Origin of the sequence: Streptomyces sp. NRRL WC-3549, assembly GCF_000721935.1 — a bacterium.
Classification (GTDB): domain Bacteria; phylum Actinomycetota; class Actinomycetes; order Streptomycetales; family Streptomycetaceae; genus Streptomyces.
This window is the reverse complement of record NZ_KL585388.1, coordinates 81,466-101,026: the sequence shown is the minus strand read 5'-3', so window position 1 is coordinate 101,026 and position 19,561 is coordinate 81,466. Positions and strand designations below refer to the sequence as shown.

Genomic DNA, 19,561 nt, shown 5'->3' with positions numbered 1-19,561 from the left:
TCGCGGTCTGCCTTGCCAGCCCGCTCAGAGATGTGTATAAGAGACAGTGGCCGTTCGGTGGTTCGGTGGCGGTCCGGGGCAAGGACCGCCCCCGCATCAGACGTTGAAGCCCAGCGCGCGAAGCTGCTCGCGGCCGTCGTCGGTGATCTTGTCCGGGCCCCACGGCGGCATCCAGACCCAGTTGATCCGCAGTTCGTTGACGATCCCCTCGGTCGCGGACTTCGCCTGGTCCTCGATGACGTCGGTCAGCGGGCAGGCCGCGGACGTCAGGGTCATGTCGAGGGTGGCGATGTTCGCCTCGTCGACGTGGATGCCGTAGATCAGGCCCAGGTTGACGACGTCGATGCCCAGCTCGGGGTCGACCACGTCGTACAGCGCCTCGCGGACCTCCTCCTCGGAGGCCGGCTTGGTGGTAAGAGTCTCGTTCTCGCTCATGCCGTCTTCCCTTCGGACAGCGCCTGCGCCGTCGCGTCCTTCCACGCCATCCAGCTCAGCAGCGCGCACTTGACCCGGGCCGGGTACTTGGAGACACCGGCGAACGCGACCGCGTCCTCCAGCAGCTCCTCCATCGTGTCGTCCGGCTCCAGCTGGCCCTTGGACTGCATCAGCTCCAGGAACGCCTCCTGGATCCGACGCGCCTGGTCCAGCTCCTTGCCGACCAGCAGTTCGTTGAGCACGGAGGCGCTGGCCTGGCTGATGGAGCAGCCCTGCCCGTCGTAGCTGACGTCGGCGATGGTCTCGCCGTCGTACTTCACGCGGAGCGTGATCTCGTCGCCGCACGTCGGGTTGACGTGGTGCACCTCGGCGTCGCCGTCCCGCAGGCCACGCCCGTGGGGGTGCTTGTAGTGGTCCAGGATCACTTCCTGGTACATGGAGTCAAGCTTCACCAGTCAACCCTCAGCCGCATCGCCAGTTATCCGAAAAAGTTCCGCACGTGCTCCAGGCCGTCCACCAGGGCGTCGACCTCGGCGGGCGTGGAGTACAGATAGAACGACGCTCGCGTCGTCGCAGGAATTCCGTACCGCAGGCATACCGGCCGCGCGCAGTGGTGTCCGACCCGGACGGCGATGCCCTGTTCGTCGAGTACCTGCCCCACGTCGTGGGGGTGGATGTCCCCGAGCGTGAAGGAGATCGTCGCCCCGCGGTCCTCGGCCGTCGCCGGACCGATGATCCGCAGGTCGGGCACCTCCAGGAGCCGCTTCACGGCGTAGGCGGTGATCGCCTCCTCGTGGCGGTGGATGTTCTCCATGCCGATGGCCGAGAGGTAGTCCACGGCCGCGCCGAGTCCGACGGCCTGGGCGATCGGGGGCGTGCCCGCCTCGAACTTGTGCGGAGCCGGGGCGTACGTCGACGAGTGCATCGACACCGTCTCGATCATCTCGCCGCCGCCGAGGAAGGGCGGCAGGTCCTCCAGGAGCTCCTGCCGTCCCCAGAGCACGCCGATACCGGTCGGGCCGACCATCTTGTGGCCGGTGAAGGCCACGAAGTCCGCCTGCAGCGCCTGCACGTCGAGCACCATGTGCGGGGCCGCCTGCGAGGCGTCGACGCAGACCAGGGCGCCGACCTGCTGGGCACGCCGGATGATCTTCTCGACCGGGTTGACCGTGCCCATGATGTTGGAGACCAGCGTGAGCGTGACGATCTTCGTCTTCTCGGTGATGACCTCGTCGATGTCCGACAGGTCGAGCCGGCCGTCGTCCGTGATGCCGAACCACTTCAGCTTCGCACCCGTGCGCTGCGAGAGCAGCTGCCACGGCACGATGTTGGAGTGGTGCTCCATCTCGGTGGTGACGATCTCGGTGTCGCTGTCGACCCGGTAGGGCTCGTCCGCCCAGCCGAGCATGTTGGCCACGAGGTTCAGCGACTCCGAGGCGTTCTTGGTGAAGATCACCTCGTTGCGGCTGGGCGCGTTGATGAACGCCGCGACCTTGTCACGGGCGCCCTCGTACAGCGCGGTGGCCTCCTCGGCGATCGTGTACACACCGCGGTGGACGTTGGCGTTGTGCCGCTCGTAGTACTCGTTGAGCGCGTCGAGGACCTGACGCGGCTTCTGCGAGGTCGCCGCGCTGTCCAGGTAAACGATCTTCTTGCCGTCGTGGACCGTGCGGTCCAGGAGCGGGAAGTCCTTGCGGATCGCCTCGGTGTCGAGGAGGCCGGTGAGCCCCTGTCGGGCGTCAGTCACGCGACCGCCTCTGCTGAGTTCGCTCCGCTCACGGGGCCGCCCTTCACGTATGCCTCGTAGCCCTCGTTCTCCAGCTTGTCGGCGAGCTCGGCGCCGCCGGACTCGGCGATGCGGCCGTTGGCGAAGACGTGCACGAAGTCGGGCTTGATGTAGCGCAGGATCCGCGTGTAGTGCGTGATCAGCAGGGTACCGACCTCGCCGGACTCGCGGACCCGGTTGACGCCCTCGGAGACGACGCGCAGGGCGTCGACGTCGAGACCGGAGTCGGTCTCGTCGAGGATGGCGACCTTCGGCTTGAGGAGCTCCAGCTGGAGGATCTCGTGGCGCTTCTTCTCACCGCCGGAGAAGCCCTCGTTGACGTTGCGCTCGGCGAAGGCGGGGTCCATCTGGAGCCCGGCCATCGTCTCCTTGACCTCCTTGACCCACGTACGCAGCTTGGGCGCCTCGCCGCGGACGGCGGTGGCGGAGGTGCGCAGGAAGTTGGAGACCGAGACACCGGGGATCTCGATCGGGTACTGCATGGCGAGGAACAGGCCGGCGCGGGCCCGCTCGTCGACGGACATCTCCAGGATGTCCTCGCCGTCCAGGGTCACCGTGCCACGCGTGATCGTGTACTTGGGGTGACCGGCGATCGAGTAGGCGAGGGTGGACTTGCCGGACCCGTTCGGGCCCATGATGGCGTGGGTCTCGCCCTGCTTCACAGTCAGGTCGACGCCCTTGAGGATCTCCTTCGTGGCGTTGTCGGCCTCGACGGAGACGTGCAGGTCGCGGATTTCAAGCGTTGCCATGGGTGACTCAGGACTCCTGGGTGACGGAGACGAGCACATCGTCCCCTTCGATCTTTACGGGGTATACGGGGACGGGGCGCGTCGCGGGAAGGCCGGACGGCTTGCCGGTGCGGAGGTCGAAGCTCGAACCGTGCAGCCAGCACTCGATGGAGCAGTCCTCCACCTCGCCCTCCGACAGCGAGACGTTCGCGTGCGAGCAGATGTCGTTGATCGCGAACACCTCGCCCTCGGTACGGACGACGGAGACCGGCGTGCCGTCGAGCTCCACCCGCTTGGGGGTGTCGTCCTCCAGCTCGCTCAGCGCACAGGCGCGGACGAAGGCCATCTCAGACCGTCGCCTTCAGCTCGTCCTCGATCTTGTCGAGCAGCCGGGCCTCGACGTCCGGCAGACCGATCTGCTGGACGAGTTCGGCGAAGAAGCCGCGCACGACGAGCCGGCGGGCCTCCTCCTCCGGGATACCGCGGGACTGGAGGTAGAACAGCTGCTCGTCCTCGAAGCGGCCGGTCGCCGAGGCGTGGCCGGCGCCGACGATCTCGCCGGTCTCGATCTCCAGGTTGGGCACGGAGTCGACCCGGGCACCGTCGGTGAGGACCAGGTTGCGGTTCATCTCGTAGGTGTCGGTGCCCTCGGCGGCGGCCTGGATCAGGACGTCACCGATCCACACGGCGTGGGCGCCGTCGCCCTGCAGCGCGCCCTTGTAGGCCACGTTGGACTTGCAGTGCGGGGTGTTGTGGTCGACCAGGAGGCGGTGCTCCTGGTGCTGGCCCTTGTCGGTGAAGTACAGCCCGAAGAGCTCGGCCTCGCCGCCGGGGCCCTGGTAGGCGACCCGGGGGTGGAGGCGGACCAGGTCGCCGCCGAAGGTGACGACCACGGACTTGAAGGAGGCGTCCCGGCCGACCAGCGCGTTGTGCTGGCCGACGTGGACGGCCTTCTCGTCCCAGTCCTGGACGGAGACGACGGTCAGCTTGGCCCCGTCGCCGAGGACGAAGTCGACGTTGGCGGCGAGCACCGCGTCACCGGTGTGGTCGATGACGACGACGGCCTCGGCGAAGGCGCCCAGCTCGACGCGCTGGTGGCCGTAGGCGACGCCGCCCTGGCCGTGCACGGCGATCCGGATCGGCTCGGTGAGCACGGCCTCCTTGGCGACGGTGACGACCGAGGCCTGCTCGAAGGACGCGTACGCCTGGGCGGCCACCCGGTCCACCGGGGTGCCCCCCTTCAGCAGCCGCGCGTCGTCCCGGCCGACGGTCTCCACCGTGACGCCCTCGGGCGCCTCGACGACGACCTTGACGCCGTCACCGGTGGCGACGGCGGTGCCGTCGTGCAGTCCGCGCAGCCGCTCCAGCGGGGTGAAGCGCCATTCCTCCTCGCGGCCGTGCGGGACGGGGAAGTCCGCGACGTCGAAGGACGGGGGCGCGCTCATGCGCGTGGCGACGGTCGACTCGGCGGCCACCGCGATGGAACCGGCGGTGGTGGAGCCCACCGGGGAATTCTGAGCCTCAGCCATGGCTGTCGTAGTGCTCGCTTTCTCAGTCAAGAACTCTAGGGGCGCGTCCGGCGGGCGTGTCAGCCGACCGAACCCTCCATCTGCAGCTCGATCAGCCGGTTGAGCTCCAGGGCGTACTCCATGGGCAGCTCCTTGGCGATCGGCTCGACGAAGCCGCGCACGATCATCGCCATGGCCTCGAACTCGGTGAGTCCGCGGCTCATGAGGTAGAAGAGCTGGTCCTCGGAGACCTTGGAGACGGTCGCCTCGTGGCCCATCGACACGTCGTCCTCGCGGACGTCGACGTAGGGGTAGGTGTCGGAGCGCGAGATGGTGTCCACGAGCAGCGCGTCGCACAGCACGTTGGACTTGGCGCCCGGCGCACCCTCGCCGATCTCGATGAGACCGCGGTAGGAGGTGCGGCCGCCGCCCCGCGCCACCGACTTGGAGACGATGTTGGAGGAGGTGTTCGGGGCCATGTGGACCATCTTGGCGCCGGCGTCCTGGTGCTGGCCCTCGCCCGCGAAGGCGATGGACAGGGTCTCGCCCTTGGCGTGCTCGCCCATCAGGTAGACCGCCGGGTACTTCATGGTGACCTTGGAGCCGATGTTGCCGTCGACCCACTCCATGGTCGCGCCCTCGTACGCCACGGCGCGCTTGGTGACGAGGTTGTAGACGTTGTTCGACCAGTTCTGGATGGTCGTGTAGCGGCAGCGGCCGCCCTTCTTCACGATGATCTCGACGACCGCGGAGTGCAGCGAGTCCGAGGAGTAGATCGGCGCGGTGCAGCCCTCGACGTAGTGGACGTAGGCGTCCTCGTCGACGATGATCAGCGTCCGCTCGAACTGGCCCATGTTCTCCGTGTTGATGCGGAAGTAGGCCTGGAGCGGGATGTCCACGTGGACACCCTTGGGGACGTAGATGAAGGAGCCGCCGGACCACACGGCCGAGTTCAGCGAGGCGAACTTGTTGTCACCGACGGGGATGACGGTGCCGAAGTACTCCTTGAAGAGCTCCGGGTGCTCCTTCAGCGCGGTGTCGGTGTCCAGGAAGATGACGCCCTGCTCCTCCAGGTCCTCGCGGATCTGGTGGTAGACGACCTCCGACTCGTACTGCGCGGCGACACCGGCGACCAGGCGCTGCTTCTCCGCCTCCGGGATGCCGAGCTTGTCGTAGGTGTTCTTGATGTCCTCGGGCAGGTCCTCCCAGGACTCCGCCTGCTTCTCCGTGGACCGCACGAAGTACTTGATGTTGTCGAAGTCGATGCCGGAGAGGTCCGAGCCCCAGTTCGGCATGGGCTTCTTGTCGAACAGCTTCAGACCCTTGAGACGGAGCTTCAGCATCCACTCCGGCTCGTTCTTCTTCTCCGAGATGTCGCGGACGACAGCCTCGGACAGGCCGCGCTTCGCCGCCGCGCCTGCCTCGTCGGAGTCGGCCCAGCCGAACTCGTACGTGCCCAGGCCCTCGAGCTCAGGGTGGGCAGTCTCCGTGGGGAGCGTCATGCGGGGTTCCTCCCGGCCTTGCTTGCGGATGCTGTGGGTGTGGTCTGTGGTGCTGCGGGGCTGCTGCGCGGAACGAACGTCGTGCACACGCCGTCGCCGTGGGCGAGGGTGGCCAGACGCTGCACATGGGTCCCGAGCAGGCTGGAGAAGAATTCCGTCTCCGCCTCGCACAGCTGCGGGAACTGCTCGGCGACGTGCGCGACCGGGCAGTGGTGCTGGCACAGCTGCTCACCCTGCTGCGGGGCCGGCGCGCTGCGCGCCGTAGCAGCGTACCCGTCGGCGGACAAGGCCCTGGCGAGCGCCTGGGTGCGCTCCTCGGGCCCGGCCGCCTCGACCGCCGCGCGATACGTCTCGGCCTGCGCCGCCATACGGGCGCGGGCGAAGGCGACCAGCGCCTCGTCCCCGGCCGTCTCGGCGATCCAGCGCAGCGCGTCGGCGGCGAGCTTGTCGTACGACTGGTCGAAGGCGTCCCGTCCGCAGTCCGTCAGGGCGAACACCTTGGCCGGACGGCCCCGGGTCCGCGCCCCGTAGACGCGCTGCTCGCGGGCCTCGACGACCCCGTCGGTGACCAGGGCGTCGAGGTGGCGGCGCACGGCCGCCTGGGTGAGGCCGACGTGCTTGGCCAGCACGGCCACCGTCGAGGGGCCGTGGTCCAGGATGGACCGCGCGACGCGGTTGCGCGTGGAGCGCTCACCGGTCGCGAGTTCCTCCTGAGGAGCCTCGCCCGTGTATTTCACAACGCCATTGTTGCGTAATTCCTCGGGGAGTGACAAGCCGCCTCCGGACACGGCGCGGTGCCGTTCATCACTTAGGTGAACCTAAATTGACCTGCGGAAACGCCGGCCTCCCCACACCTTCGCAGGTGACGGGCGCGCGTGCGCCCTCCGCCGGGCCGACCCGCCGCCCCGGGGCCGGCCCCGGCCCGCCTAGACTTGCGCGCCATGAACAGCGAGCCCGTCGTACAGGCCAGGGGCCTGGTGAAGCGGTACGGAGACAGGACCGCGGTGGACGGCCTCGACCTGGAGGTCCGGGCGGGCACGGTGACCGCCGTCCTCGGCCCCAACGGCGCCGGCAAGACGACCACCGTCGAGACGTGCGAGGGCTACCGGCGGCCGGACGCCGGGACGGTACGGGTCCTCGGCCTGGACCCGGTCGCGGACGCCGCCGCGCTCCGCCCCCGCATCGGCGTGATGCTGCAGTCGGGTGGCGTCTACTCCGGCGCGCGCGCCGTCGAGATGCTGGCCCACACGGCGAAGCTGCACGCCCACCCCCTGGACGTCCCCGCGCTGGTGGACCGCCTCGGCCTGGGCGGCTGCGGGCGCACCACCTACCGCAGGCTCTCCGGCGGCCAGCAGCAGCGCCTCGCGCTCGCGATGGCCGTCGTCGGCCGCCCCGAGCTGGTCTTCCTGGACGAGCCGACGGCGGGCCTCGACCCGCAGGCCCGCCGCTCCACCTGGGAGCTGATCCGGGAGCTGCGCGCCGACGGCGTGTCGGTGGTCCTGACCACCCACCACATGGAGGAGGCCGAGGAGCTCGCCGACGACGTCGCCGTCATCGACGCGGGCCGGGTCATCGCCCAGGGCAGCCCCGAACAGCTGCGCCGCGCGGGCGCCGAGAACACCCTGCGCTTCACCGGCCGCCCCGGACTGGACCTGGCCTCACTCCTCAGGGTCCTGCCCGACGGCACCCAGGCGGCCGAGACCGCCTCGGGCGCCTACCGCATCACCGGGGAGATCGACCCCGGGCTGCTGGCCACCGTCACCTCCTGGTGCGCCCGGAACGGCGTCATGCCGGACGGCATCGCGGTCGAGCGGCACACCCTGGAGGACGTCTTCCTCGAACTGACCGGCAAGGAGCTGCGCGCATGAGCGCCGGTACGTACACCCCGCGCCCGGGCGCCGCCCCGCTGGGCCGCATGATCGCCGCGCAGGCCACGCTGGAGACGCGGATGCTGCTGCGCAACGGCGAGCAGCTGCTGCTGACGGTGATCATCCCCTCGCTGCTGCTGGTGCTGTTCAGCACGGTCGACGTGGTGGACACGGGCGCGGGCGAGCCGGTCGACTTCCTGACGCCCGGCATCCTCGCCCTCGCCGTGATGTCCACCGCCTTCACGGGCCAGGCCATCGCGACGGGCTTCGAGCGCCGGTACGGGGTGCTGAAGCGGCTGGGCGCGTCGCCGCTGCCGCGCTGGGCGCTGATGACGGCGAAGACCCTCGCCGTGCTCGTCACCGAGGTGTTCCAGGTCGTCCTGGTCACGGTGATCGCCTTCGCGCTCGGCTGGTCGCCCCAGGGCGGCTGGCTCCCCGCGCTGCTGCTCCTGGTGCTGGGCACGGCGGCCTTCTCGGGGCTCGGCCTGCTGATGGCGGGGACCCTCAAGGCGGAGGCGACGCTGGCGGCGGCCAACCTCGTCTTCCTGCTCCTGTTGGTGGGCGGCGGCGTGGTGGTACCGCTGGACAAGTTCCCCGACGCCGCGCAGTCGGTGCTGGGCCTGCTGCCGATCGCCGCCCTCTCCGACGGGCTGCGGGACGTCCTCCAGCACGGCGCCGCGACGCCGTGGGGAGACCTCGGGATCCTGGCCGTGTGGGCGGTGCTGGGGCTCGGCGCCGCGGCGAGGTTCTTCCGCTGGGAGTAGTCGCGGCACCTGTCCGCCGAACAGCGTTTCGGGGTGTCTCGTCCCCCTCGTGAAAGCTTGCACAAGCCGCCGCTTACCATGGTTGCCGTGCCCAAGCTGACCCGAGCCCAAGTCGCTCAAGCCACGCGGAACCCGCTCCAGTTCATCGCCGAGCGGTGGACCCCGCGCCCCCGGACCGTCCGCCGTGCCGCCATGGCCGCGGTCGTGATGGCCGTGGTCATCGTCGTGACCGGCGGCGCCGTACGTCTGACGGGGTCCGGCCTCGGCTGCCCCACCTGGCCCAAGTGCACCGACGAGAGCCTGACGGCCACCAGCGAGATGGGACTGCACGGCGTCATCGAGTTCGGCAACCGGATGCTGACGTACGTGCTGTGCGCGGCAGTCGGCTGGGCGATCGTCGCGGCCCGTTCGGCCAAGCCCTGGCGTCGCGGCCTGACCCGGCTCGGCTGGGCCCAGTTCTGGGTCGTGATGGGCAACGCGGTCCTCGGCGGCATCGTCGTCCTGGTGGGCCTGAACCCGTACACCGTCGCGGCGCACTTCCTGCTCTCCACGGCGCTGCTCACCGTGGCCGTGGTGATGCACCACCGGATCGGCGAGGGCGACGCCGCCCCGAAGCCGCTGGTCGGCAAGGCCGTCTCGCAGCTGACCTGGCTGCTCGTGGTGGCCGCGGGCCTGCTCGTCGCGGTCGGTACGGTCGTCACCGGCTCGGGCCGGCACGCGGGCGACTCCAGCGACGTGCACCGCATCCCGCTCGACTGGAAGCTGATCTCCCAGCTGCACGCGGACCTCGCCTGGGTCGTGGTGGCCCTGACCGTGGCGCTCTGGTTCGTACTGAAGGCCGTGGACGCCCCGCCCGTACCGAGGCGCCGCGCCGGCGAGCTGTTCCTCGTCCTGCTGGCCCAGGGGGTCATCGGCTACGTCCAGTACTTCCTGGACGCCCCGGAGCTCCTGGTCGGCCTGCACATGCTCGGCTCGTGCCTCGTGTGGATCGCGGTGGTGCGGGTGCTGCTGGCGCAGCGGGAGCGCCGGGCGGCCACCGCCACCGTGCCGGTCCCGGCCGGGCAGCGGCCGGAGCACGTCCCCGCGGTCTGACCCCCGCGTCACGCGCGAGAGCCTCCGCCGCCGGCCCGTTCGGGTCCGGTGGCGGAGGCTCTTCCCGTAGGGGCGGGGCTTCAGTCGTTGGACGGGCCGCCGACCTGGATGCCGGCCATCCGCGACCACTCGTACGGGCCCGTGCGGACCTTCGCCGCGAAGTCGCCGTCGAACTCCTCGTGCATCGTGATGCCCGCCTTCGCGGTGGCGCTCTCGGCGACCGCGTACGAGGGGGCCACCAGGTCGCCCCAGGCGCCGTCCGCGCCGACGAGGACGATGCGGGCGCCCACCTGGCCGAGGTAGGCGAGCTGCCCCTCCGCGCCGCCGTGCGCCTTGGCGAAGGCGCCGATCTCCTTGGCGAGCTTGCCGGCCTTGCGCTCCGCGCGGGCCGCCCGCCTGCTGTCGTCCGTCTGCTGGGTCTGAGCCGTCTCTGCCATGAACAGGATGCTACCGACGAGTAGCCCGCATGACGACGGGCGGGGGCCGTGGCCTGGACCACGTCCCCCGCCCGTCGGCGGAGCTGTCTGCGCGTGCGGGTCACCCCGGCGTGCGGGTCACCTCAGGAAGGGGTCCACCGCCACGGCGACGAAGAGGAGCGAGACGTAGGTGATGGACCAGTGGAACAGCCGCATCTCCTTGAGCTTGCCACCGGTGACCCCGGCCTTCGCCCGGTTCTGCAGGCCGTGGGCCTCCCAGAGCCAGAAGCCGCCGGTCAGCAGCGCCACCACCGTGTAGAACCAGCCGGTGTAGCCGAGGGGAGTCAGCAGCAGGGAGACCGCGACCATCACCCAGCTGTAGACGACGATCTGCCGGGCCACCACACGGTTGGAGGCGATGACCGGGAGCATCGGGACGCCGACCCGGGCGTAGTCGTCCTTGACCTTCATCGACAGCGGCCAGTAGTGCGGCGGCGTCCAGAAGAAGATGACCGCGAAAAGAATGACCGCGGCCCAGGACATCGAATTCGTGACGGCGGACCACCCGATGAGCACGGGCATGCAGCCGGCGATTCCGCCCCAGACGATGTTCTGCGAGGTCCGGCGCTTCAGCAGCATCGTGTAGACGACGACATAGAACAGAAGTGCGCCGAGTGCGAGAGCGGCGGAGAGCCAGTTGACCAGCAGTCCGAACCAGACCGTGGAAATCACACCGAGCGCGATTCCGAACGCCAGGCACTCACGCGGGGAGACCATCCCCGTGACGAGCGGCCGCTGCGACGTGCGGTCCATCAGCGCGTCGATGTCCCGGTCGATATACATGTTGAGCGCATTGGCACCGCCCGCGGAGAGATATCCGCCGATGGTGGTGGCGAGCACGAGCCACAGGTCGGGCACGCCCTGGGCGGCCAGGAACATCACCGGGACGGTGGTGATCAGCAGCAGCTCGATGATGCGCGGCTTCGTAAGCGCCACGAATGCCTTGATGCGGGCCCCGAACGGGCGTTGGCCCCCTGGGCTCGGAGTCAAGGCGACCCCTGCGGGTCGGGACTCGACGGCCGTCACGCACACCCCTGACAGAGAAATCCCAGCAAGCTCCGGACCTGAGGGCCCGGTGAAGACTTGCGCGAACCAGACCACTGTAGACGTTGGGCATACGCCGCTCTTCGCGGGGGTGGGGTCGTGTTGGGGTGGCGCAGAAGTGAGTGACGGCGCTCATACGGGAGGCGAACTCCGCAGGTCGCCCGCACTGTGGAAAGGGCAGAAGTAGGGCCTTGGGTGGGGGGTAGGCTCGGCTTTGCCCGGTGCGGTAACCAGTCACCGGTTTACGACAGTGGAGAGGAGCCCTGACTCAGGGTGAGCACCAAGCCGACCACCACAGACCTCCAGTGGACCGAATTGGACCAGCGGGCCGTGGACACCGTCCGCGTTCTCGCCGCGGACGCCGTACAGAAAGTCGGAAACGGCCACCCGGGCACGGCGATGAGCCTGGCTCCTGCCGCGTACACCCTTTTCCAGAAGGTGATGCGCCACGACCCGGCGGACGCGGACTGGACCGGCCGTGACCGGTTCGTACTCTCCGCGGGCCACTCCAGCCTGACGCTGTACATCCAGCTCTACCTCGCCGGGTACGGCCTGGAGCTGGACGACCTCAAGGCCTTCCGCACCTGGGGCTCCAAGACCCCGGGCCACCCGGAGTACGGCCACACCACCGGTGTCGAGACGACGACCGGACCGCTCGGCCAGGGCGTCGCCAACGCCGTGGGCATGGCGATGGCCTCCCGCTACGAGCGCGGCCTGTTCGACCCGGAGGCGGCCCCCGGCACCTCCCCGTTCGACCACACCATCTGGGTGATCGCCGGTGACGGCTGCCTCCAGGAGGGCATCTCGGCCGAGGCGTCCTCGCTGGCCGGGCACCAGAAGCTCGGCAACCTGGTGCTGCTGTGGGACGACAACCACATCTCGATCGAGGGCGACACGGAGACCGCGGTCTCCGAGGACACCCTGAAGCGGTACGAGTCCTACGGCTGGCACGTCCAGCGGGTCGAGCAGCTGCCCAGCGGCGACCTGGACCCCGAGGGCCTGTACCGGGCCCTGCAGGCGGCCAAGGCCGAGACGGAGCGCCCGTCCTTCATCGCGGCCCGCTCGATCATCGCCTGGCCCGCCCCGAACGCCCAGAACACCGAGGCCTCCCACGGCTCGGCCCTCGGCGACGAGGAGATCGCGGCCACCAAGCGGGTGCTCGGCTTCGACCCGGAGAAGACCTTCGAGGTCTCCGACGAGGTCATCGCCCACACCCGCCAGGCGCTGGACCGGGGCCGCGAGGCCAAGGCCGAGTGGGAGAAGTCCTTCGCCGAGTGGCGCACCGGCAACCCGGAGCGCGCCGCCGACTTCGACCGGATCGCCGCGGGCGAGCTGCCGGCCGGCTGGGAGGAGAAGCTCCCGGTCTTCGAGGAGGGCCAGGGCGTCGCCACGCGCGCGGCCTCCGGCAAGGTGCTCCAGGCGCTGGGCGGGGTCATCCCCGAGCTGTGGGGCGGCTCCGCCGACCTCGCGGGCTCCAACAACACCACCATCGACAAGACGTCGTCCTTCCTCCCGAAGGGCAACCCGCTGCCGGAGGCCGACCCGTACGGCCGCACGATCCACTTCGGCATCCGCGAGCACGCCATGGCCGCCGCCATGAACGGCATCGCACTGCACGGCAACACCCGCATCTACGGCGGCACCTTCCTGGTGTTCTCCGACTACATGCGCAACGCCGTGCGGCTCTCCGCGCTGATGCACCTGCCGGTGACGTACGTCTGGACGCACGACTCGATCGGCCTCGGCGAGGACGGCCCGACCCACCAGCCGGTCGAGCACATCGCCTCGCTGCGCGCGATCCCGGGCCTGAACGTGGTGCGCCCGGCCGACGCCAACGAGACGGCGATCGCCTGGCGGGAGATCCTGCGCCGGTACACCAAGGTGTTCGGCAAGGGCGCCCCGCACGGTCTGGCGCTGACCCGCCAGGGCGTGCCGACCTACGCGTCGAACGATGAAGCGGCCAAGGGCGGGTATGTGCTCTTCGAGGCCGAGGGCGGCGCACCGGAGGTCGTACTGATCGGCACCGGCTCCGAGGTCCACCTGGCCGTCGAGGCCCGGGACGAGCTCCAGGCGGCCGGTGTGCCGACCCGAGTGGTCTCGATGCCGTGTGTCGAGTGGTTCGAGGAGCAGGACCAGGCGTACAAGGACAGCGTGCTGCCGCCGTCGGTGAAGGCCCGGGTCGCCGTGGAGGCGGGCATCGGCCTGACCTGGTACCGGTACGTGGGTGACGCGGGCCGGATCGTCTCGCTGGAGCACTTCGGTGCCTCGGCCGACGCCAAGGTCCTCTTCCGCGAGTTCGGCTTCACCGCCGGACACGTGGCGGCCGCGGCCCGGGAATCTCTCGCGGCCGCTCAGCGCTGACGCCGTTATACGACTAGTAGGAGATGCAATTCTCATGACAGACGCACTCAAGCGCCTCTCCGACGAGGGCGTGGCGATCTGGCTGGACGACCTTTCGCGCAAGCGGATCACCTCCGGCAACCTGGCCGAGCTGATCGACGAGAGCCACGTCGTGGGTGTCACGACCAACCCGTCGATCTTCCAGAAGGCGATCTCGCAGGGCGACGGTTACGACCAGCAGCTCACCGACCTCGCCGCCCGCAAGGTGACCGTCGAGGAAGCCATCCGCATGATCACCACCGCGGACGTACGCGACGCGGCCGACATCCTGCGCCCCGTCTTCGACGCCACCGAGGGCCAGGACGGCCGGGTCTCCATCGAGGTCGACCCGCGCCTGGCGCACGACACGCAGGCCACGGTCGCCGAGGCGAAGCAGCTCGCGTGGCTGGTGGACCGGCCGAACACGCTCATCAAGATCCCGGCGACGAAGGCCGGCCTGCCGGCCATCACCGAGACCATCGGGCGGGGCATCAGCGTCAACGTGACCCTGATCTTCTCGCTGGAGCGCTACCGCGAGGTCATGGACGCCTACCTGGCGGGCCTGGAGAAGGCGAAGGCCGCGGGCCTGGACCTCTCCAAGATCCACTCGGTGGCCTCGTTCTTCGTCTCCCGCGTGGACACCGAGATCGACAAGCGCCTGGACGCCGTCGGCAGCGACGAGGCGAAGGCCGCCAAGGGCAAGTCCGCCCTGGCCAACGCCCGTCTGGCCTACGAGGCGTACGAGCAGGTCTTCAGCGGTGAGCGCTGGGCCGTGCTCGACAAGGCGCACGCCAACAAGCAGCGCCCGCTGTGGGCCTCCACCGGCGTCAAGGACCCGTCCCTCAAGGACACCCTGTACGTCGACGACCTCGTCGCCCCGAACACGGTCAACACCATGCCGGAGGCGACGCTGGAGGCCGTGGCCGACCACGGCGAGATCTCCGGCAACACCGTCGCCGGGCGCTACGACCAGGCCCGCGCCGACCTCGACGCCATCAAGAAGCTCGGCGTCGACTACGACGACGTCGTGCAGGTGCTGGAGGACGAGGGCGTCGAGAAGTTCGCGACGTCCTGGAACGACCTGCTCAAGTCGACCGAGGCCGAACTCGAGCGCCTCGCTCCTTCGAAGGGCTGACCACCTTGTCTGGTGTTCCCGGAGCCAACCCGCTCCGTGACGCCCAGGACCGACGGCTCCCGCGTATCGCGGGGCCGTCGGGTCTGGTGATTTTCGGCGTCACGGGCGATTTGTCCCGTAAAAAGCTGATGCCCGCTGTCTACGACCTGGCCAACCGCGGCCTGCTGCCGCCGGGCTTCTCGCTCATCGGCTTCGCACGCCGCGACTGGGAGGACGAGGACTTCGCCCAGGTCGTCCACGACGCCGTCAAGGAGCACGCCCGGACCCCGTTCCGCGAGGAGGTCTGGCAGCAGCTGAGCCAGGGCATGCGGTTCGTCCAGGGCAACTTCGACGACGACGTCGCGTTCGAGACCCTCAGGGCCACGATCGAGGAGCTCGACAAGGCGCAGGGCACCGGCGGCAACTTCGCCTTCTACCTCTCCGTACCGCCGAAGTTCTTCCCCAAGGTCGTCCAGCAGCTCAAGAAGCACGGGCTGGCCGACCAGAAGGAAGGCACCTGGCGCCGGGCCGTCATCGAGAAGCCGTTCGGGCACGACCTCAAGAGCGCGCAGGAGCTCAACCAGCTCGTGCACGACGTGTTCCCGCCGAACGAGGTCTTCCGCATCGACCACTACCTCGGCAAGGAGACGGTCCAGAACATCCTGGCACTGCGCTTCGCCAACACGATGTGGGAGCCGATCTGGAACAGGTCGTACGTCGACCACATCCAGATCACCATGGCCGAGGACATCGGCATCGGCGGCCGGGCCGGCTACTACGACGGCATCGGCGCCGCCCGCGACGTCATCCAGAACCACCTGCTCCAGCTGCTGGCGCTGACGGCGATGGAGGAGCCCGGCTCCTTCCACCCGAAGGCCCTGGTCGCCGAGAAGCTGAAGGTGCTCACGGCGGTGGAACTGCCGGAGGACCTCGGCAGCCACACGGTCCGCGGCCAGTACACGCACGCGTGGCAGGGCGGCCAGGAGGTGCCCGGCTACCTGGAGGAAGAGGGAATCGACCCCAAGTCGAAGACCGACACCTTCGCCGCGATCAAGCTGACGATCAACAACCGCCGCTGGGCGGGCGTGCCGTTCTACCTCCGTACGGGCAAGCGGCTCGGCCGGCGGGTCACGGAGATCGCGGTCGTCTTCAAGCGCGCCCCCTACCTGCCCTTCGAGTCCGGCGCGACGGAGGAGCTCGGCGGCAACGCCCTGGTCATCCGGGTGCAGCCGGACGAGGGGGTCACGGTGCGGTTCGGCTCCAAGGTGCCCGGTACCTCCATGGAGGTGCGGGACGTGACGATGGACTTCGCGTACGGCGAGTCCTTCACGGAGTCCAGCCCCGAGGCGTACGAGCGGCTCATCCTCGATGTGCTGCTCGGCGACGCCAACCTGTTCCCGCGCCACCAGGAGGTCGAGCTCTCCTGGAACATCCTCGACCCGATCGAGGAGTACTGGGACAAGCACGGCAAGCCCGCCCGGTACGCGGCCGGCACCTGGGGACCGGCCGAGGCCGACGAGATGCTCGCACGCGACGGACGGAGCTGGCGCCGGCCATGAAGATCGATCTCACGGAAACCACATCCAGCAAGATCAACCAGGCGTTGGTCTCGGCGCGCCGTTCCATCGGCACGCCGGCCATCGGCATGGTGCTCACCCTCGTCGTCGTCACCGACGAGGAGAACGCCTACGACGCGCTCAAGGCGGCGAGCGACTCCTCGCGCGAGCACCCCTCGCGGATCATCGCCGTCATCAAGCGGGTCAGCCGTTCGCCGCGCGCCCGGCGCGACGCCCGGCTCGACGCCGAGCTCCGGGTCGGTTCCGACGCCGGCTCGGGCGAGACCGTGGTGCTGCGTCTCCACGGCGAGCTGGCCAACCACGCCCAGTCGGTCGTCCTGCCGCTGCTGCTGCCGGACGCCCCGGTGGTGGTCTGGTGGCCGGAGGACGCTCCCGCGGACCCGGCGAAGGACCCGCTGGGCGCGCTCGCGCAGCGCCGCATCACCGACACCTACTCGGCCGAGCACCCGCTCGACGAGCTGGCGGTGCGGGCAGCGACGTACCAGCCGGGTGACACGGACCTGGCGTGGACCCGCATCACGCCGTGGCGCTCCATGCTGGCGGCGGCGCTCGACCAGCAGCCCGCCGAGGTCCTCTCGGCCACGGTCGAGGGCGAGTCCGACAACCCGAGCTGCGAGCTGCTGGCCATGTGGCTCGCCGACCGGCTGGGCGTCCCGGTGGAGCGCACCCTGTCCGGTGGTCCCGGGCTGACGGCGGTCCGGATGGAGACGAAGAACGGTGCCATCGTCCTGGACCGGGCCAACGGTTCGCTGGCCACGCTGTGCATGGTGGGCCAGCCCGACCGCTCGGTGGCGCTGAAGCGCCGGGAGACCGCCGAGCTCCTCGCGGAGGAACTGCGGCGGCTGGACCCGGACAACGTCTACGCGTCCACGGTGAAGTTCGGGGTGGAACGCCTCGGCGGCCCCACGGAGGCGTCGGACGTCGGCTCCGGGCAGAAGGCGTCCGCCCCGGCGGGCGCCGGCGCCCCGGCCGCGAAGAAGGCCGCGGCCAAGAAGGCGGCGTCCAAGTGAGTGCTCCGCAGCTCGTCGTGCACCGCGACAAGGAGCTGATGGCCGAGGCGACGGCGGCACGGCTGATCACCGCGGTCGTGGACGCCCAGGCCGCGCGCGGGACCGCCTCGGTGGTCCTCACCGGTGGCCGCAACGGCAACGGCCTGCTGGCCGCGCTCGCCGCCTCGCCCGCCCGGGACGCGATCGACTGGTCGCGGCTCGACCTGTGGTGGGGCGACGAGCGCTTCCTGCCCGAGGGCGACCCGGAGCGCAACGTCACGCAGGCCCGCGAGGCCCTGCTGGACGCGGTGGCGCCGGACCCGTCCCGGGTCCACGCGATGCCCGCCTCGGACGGTCCGCACGCCGGCGACGCGGACGCCGCCGCCGCCGCGTACGCCGCCGAGCTGGCCGCCGCGGCCGGCCCGGGCGGAGACGTGCCGGTACCGGCGTTCGACGTCCTGATGCTGGGCGTCGGCCCGGACACCCATGTCGCCTCGCTCTTCCCGGAGCTTCCGGCGGTACGGGAGACCGAGCGCACCGTCGTCGGGGTGCACGGCGCCCCGAAGCCGCCGCCCACCCGGATCTCGCTCACGCTGCCCGCCATCCGGGCGGCCCGTGAGGTGTGGCTGCTGGCCGCGGGTGAGGACAAGGCGGAGGCGGCCGGGATCGCGCTGTCCGGCGCCGGGGAGGTCCAGGCCCCGGCGGCGGGGGCGTACGGCCGTGACCGCACGCTGTGGCTGCTGGACGGTGCGGCGGCCTCCCGGCTGCCGCGGGAGCTGTATCCGCGCGCCTCCGCGTAGGCGCGCACCGTGCGACGGCCGGGGCCCGGTCCGCTCCCCGGAGCGGGCCGGGCCCCGGCCTGTCTCCGGTGGCGACCGCGGCGTCGCCACCACCGCCCGTCCGCGTGCGCCGGTGCGCCGCTGGAGGTGACGCCGCTTCCCGGCCGGCGCCGGTTCCGCCCTCGGATGTGAGCGGGCACCGGATGTTCAGCCGCGCTCCAGGAACGGCTCCAGCAGTCCCGGGACGGCCTCGGCCGCGAAGAGCAGCCCCTCGCTCGCGTCCACGTCCCGTGCCGTGTACCCGCCCGCTCCGGCGGCCGTGGTGGCGGTGACGGCGATCAGGCCCGCCCGGCGCTGGAACCAGGACTGCCGGACCGTCCACCCGATCACCCCGGCGCGCTGGAGGGCCGCCGTGGAGCGCCGTAGCGTCCCGGAGCGGGTCACGAGGTACCCGCCGCTCAGCGTGTGCCCCAGGGACCGGTAGGCGTCCAGGGCCAGCGCCACGGCGAGCGGGACGCCCACGGCGGCGCAGCCGAGCGCGGTCCACAGCAGTACGGGCGTCAGCCAGGCGCCCAGCAGGGTCAGGATCAGCACCGGGGCCAGGGCCGCCGCCAGGGCGCGGCGCAGCCGTCGGCCGCGGGCCGCCGGGGGGTGGGCCGTGAGCGGGGCGCCGGTCGGCGCGACGGGCTCGCGCAGCACCTCGGCCGCGATGGCGTCGGCGAAGGCGCGGGGCGTGGCGGGCAGCAGGGTGGTGTGGTCGGCGCCCGGGGTCTCCTCGTCCTCGGCCAGGCCGGTGGTGATGGCGTCCACCCGGGCCGCCCCCGCCAGCCGTACGCCCAGGGGCTCCACCAGGTCCACGCCGCGCAGCCGCCGCTCCTCCACGGAGAGCGAGCGCGAGGTCAGCAGCCCGCGCCGGACCCGCAGGGTGCCGCCCGGTTCGCGTTCCAGGCGGTAGTTCCACCACATCTCGGCCCAGAGCCCGAGCGCCCCGACGACGCCGGCCACCAGCGCGGCGGCCAGCAGGACGACGATCGTCCAGAGCAGCGGGGTGTCCCGGAACCGGTCGCCGATCCAGTCGATCACCTCGCCCTGCGCCCCGGCCCACTCACTGACCTGCAGCACGCCGCCGGCCGCGGCGCCGCCCAGCATGGGGGCGACGAAGGAGACCGGCGCGTAGCGGATCCAGCGGTGTTCGAGGACGGCGAGCTCGCCGTCCCGGTGGGCGCCCGGGGCCCGCTCGGCGGCCCGGTCCAGGAGTTCGCGGCGCAGTCTTTCGCCCTCGGCCCGGGTCACGGGGTCGAGCTCCAGGGTGGAGTCGCCGCCCGTCCGGTCCCCCGTGCCGATCCGGACCGTGACCAGCCCCAGTACCCGCAGCAGCGGGTGGGCGGTGAGGTCGACGGTACGGATCCGCTCACGGGCCAGCGAACGCCGTTTGACCACCAGCAGCCCGGTGTGCAGCTCGACGCGGTCGGCGCCGACGCGGTAGCGGGTGCGCCGCCGGCGGATGTGGTCGCCGACGG

At 70.7% G+C, this 19,561-nt stretch carries 19 protein-coding genes; 8 read left to right on the top strand and 11 right to left on the bottom strand.

What is annotated here, in order from left to right:
- Positions 1 to 96: 96 nt before the first annotated feature.
- Genes IH13_RS0106930 through IH13_RS0106895 form a run of 8 tightly spaced genes read right to left on the bottom strand, consistent with a single transcriptional unit; the run spans position 97 to position 6,696 of the window.
- Positions 97 to 435 carry a metal-sulfur cluster assembly factor gene (locus IH13_RS0106930; protein ID WP_031081977.1) on the bottom strand — a complete coding sequence of 113 codons (339 nt, stop codon included), beginning with the start codon at positions 433 to 435 and terminating at the stop codon, positions 97 to 99.
- Entirely contained in the window at positions 432 to 887 is a 456-nt protein-coding gene (gene sufU, locus IH13_RS0106925) for a Fe-S cluster assembly sulfur transfer protein SufU (protein ID WP_031081975.1), read from the bottom strand. Before sufU ends, IH13_RS0106930 begins: the two co-directional genes overlap by 4 nt.
- Positions 888 to 913: 26 nt before the next feature.
- Entirely contained in the window at positions 914 to 2,182 is a 1,269-nt protein-coding gene (locus IH13_RS0106920; protein WP_031081974.1) for a cysteine desulfurase, read from the bottom strand.
- Positions 2,179 to 2,970, bottom strand: coding sequence for a Fe-S cluster assembly ATPase SufC (sufC, locus tag IH13_RS0106915; protein ID WP_031081971.1), 792 nt, complete (start codon positions 2,968 to 2,970; stop codon positions 2,179 to 2,181). The genes IH13_RS0106920 and sufC overlap by 4 nt, the downstream gene beginning before the upstream one ends.
- A gap of 7 nt (positions 2,971 to 2,977) precedes the next feature.
- The gene (locus IH13_RS0106910; protein WP_014045252.1) at positions 2,978 to 3,295 is read right to left on the bottom strand and encodes a bifunctional 3-phenylpropionate/cinnamic acid dioxygenase ferredoxin subunit; all 318 of its coding nucleotides are present in this window, start codon (positions 3,293 to 3,295) and stop codon (positions 2,978 to 2,980) included.
- Position 3,296: 1 nt separating this feature from the next.
- A complete protein-coding gene (sufD, locus tag IH13_RS0106905; RefSeq protein ID WP_031081969.1) occupies positions 3,297 to 4,478 on the bottom strand; it encodes a Fe-S cluster assembly protein SufD in 1,182 nt (393 codons plus the stop codon).
- A gap of 59 nt (positions 4,479 to 4,537) precedes the next feature.
- Complete coding sequence (sufB, locus tag IH13_RS0106900) at positions 4,538 to 5,959, bottom strand: Fe-S cluster assembly protein SufB (protein WP_031081966.1); 1,422 nt, start codon at positions 5,957 to 5,959, stop codon at positions 4,538 to 4,540.
- A complete protein-coding gene (locus IH13_RS0106895) occupies positions 5,956 to 6,696 on the bottom strand; it encodes a helix-turn-helix transcriptional regulator (RefSeq protein ID WP_031081964.1) in 741 nt (246 codons plus the stop codon). The genes sufB and IH13_RS0106895 overlap by 4 nt, the downstream gene beginning before the upstream one ends.
- Before the next feature lie 204 nt (positions 6,697 to 6,900).
- Here IH13_RS0106895 and IH13_RS0106890 point away from each other — a divergent pair, with 204 nt between their 5' ends.
- From IH13_RS0106890 to IH13_RS0106880, 3 genes are all read left to right on the top strand, one after another.
- Complete coding sequence (locus IH13_RS0106890; RefSeq protein WP_031081963.1) at positions 6,901 to 7,827, top strand: ABC transporter ATP-binding protein; 927 nt, start codon at positions 6,901 to 6,903, stop codon at positions 7,825 to 7,827.
- A complete protein-coding gene (locus IH13_RS0106885) occupies positions 7,824 to 8,591 on the top strand; it encodes an ABC transporter permease (RefSeq protein WP_031081961.1) in 768 nt (255 codons plus the stop codon). Before IH13_RS0106890 ends, IH13_RS0106885 begins: the two co-directional genes overlap by 4 nt.
- Before the next feature lie 78 nt (positions 8,592 to 8,669).
- Positions 8,670 to 9,683 carry a COX15/CtaA family protein gene (locus IH13_RS0106880; RefSeq protein ID WP_031081960.1) on the top strand — a complete coding sequence of 338 codons (1,014 nt, stop codon included), beginning with the start codon at positions 8,670 to 8,672 and terminating at the stop codon, positions 9,681 to 9,683.
- A gap of 80 nt (positions 9,684 to 9,763) precedes the next feature.
- On the opposite strand, the gene IH13_RS0106875 is transcribed toward IH13_RS0106880, so the two are convergent.
- Together IH13_RS0106875 and IH13_RS0106870 are read right to left on the bottom strand one after the other, a co-directional pair.
- On the bottom strand, positions 9,764 to 10,120 hold the full coding sequence (locus tag IH13_RS0106875; protein WP_031081958.1) for a hypothetical protein: 357 nt from the start codon (positions 10,118 to 10,120) through the stop codon (positions 9,764 to 9,766).
- A gap of 117 nt (positions 10,121 to 10,237) precedes the next feature.
- Positions 10,238 to 11,191, bottom strand: coding sequence for a heme o synthase (locus IH13_RS0106870; protein ID WP_082317528.1), 954 nt, complete (start codon positions 11,189 to 11,191; stop codon positions 10,238 to 10,240).
- Between the two features lie 285 nt (positions 11,192 to 11,476).
- Here IH13_RS0106870 and tkt point away from each other — a divergent pair, with 285 nt between their 5' ends.
- From tkt to pgl, 5 genes are read left to right on the top strand one after another with little or no spacing between them, the layout of a single operon-like run.
- Complete coding sequence (gene tkt / locus IH13_RS0106865) at positions 11,477 to 13,564, top strand: transketolase (protein WP_031081955.1); 2,088 nt, start codon at positions 11,477 to 11,479, stop codon at positions 13,562 to 13,564.
- A gap of 34 nt (positions 13,565 to 13,598) precedes the next feature.
- Positions 13,599 to 14,717: a transaldolase gene (gene tal, locus IH13_RS0106860; RefSeq protein ID WP_031081953.1), complete on the top strand. Its 1,119-nt coding sequence runs from the start codon at positions 13,599 to 13,601 to the stop codon at positions 14,715 to 14,717.
- Positions 14,718 to 14,722: 5 nt separating this feature from the next.
- A complete protein-coding gene (zwf, locus tag IH13_RS0106855; protein WP_031081951.1) occupies positions 14,723 to 16,255 on the top strand; it encodes a glucose-6-phosphate dehydrogenase in 1,533 nt (510 codons plus the stop codon).
- On the top strand, positions 16,252 to 17,283 hold the full coding sequence (gene opcA, locus IH13_RS0106850; protein WP_031081950.1) for a glucose-6-phosphate dehydrogenase assembly protein OpcA: 1,032 nt from the start codon (positions 16,252 to 16,254) through the stop codon (positions 17,281 to 17,283). Before zwf ends, opcA begins: the two co-directional genes overlap by 4 nt.
- Entirely contained in the window at positions 17,280 to 18,062 is a 783-nt protein-coding gene (gene pgl / locus IH13_RS0106845) for a 6-phosphogluconolactonase (RefSeq protein WP_031081948.1), read from the top strand. Before opcA ends, pgl begins: the two co-directional genes overlap by 4 nt.
- A gap of 186 nt (positions 18,063 to 18,248) precedes the next feature.
- On the opposite strand, the gene IH13_RS0106840 is transcribed toward pgl, so the two are convergent.
- Positions 18,249 to 19,561 (bottom strand): PH domain-containing protein (locus tag IH13_RS0106840; RefSeq protein ID WP_063837409.1); only part of this gene is annotated, 1,313 nt, incomplete at its 5' end.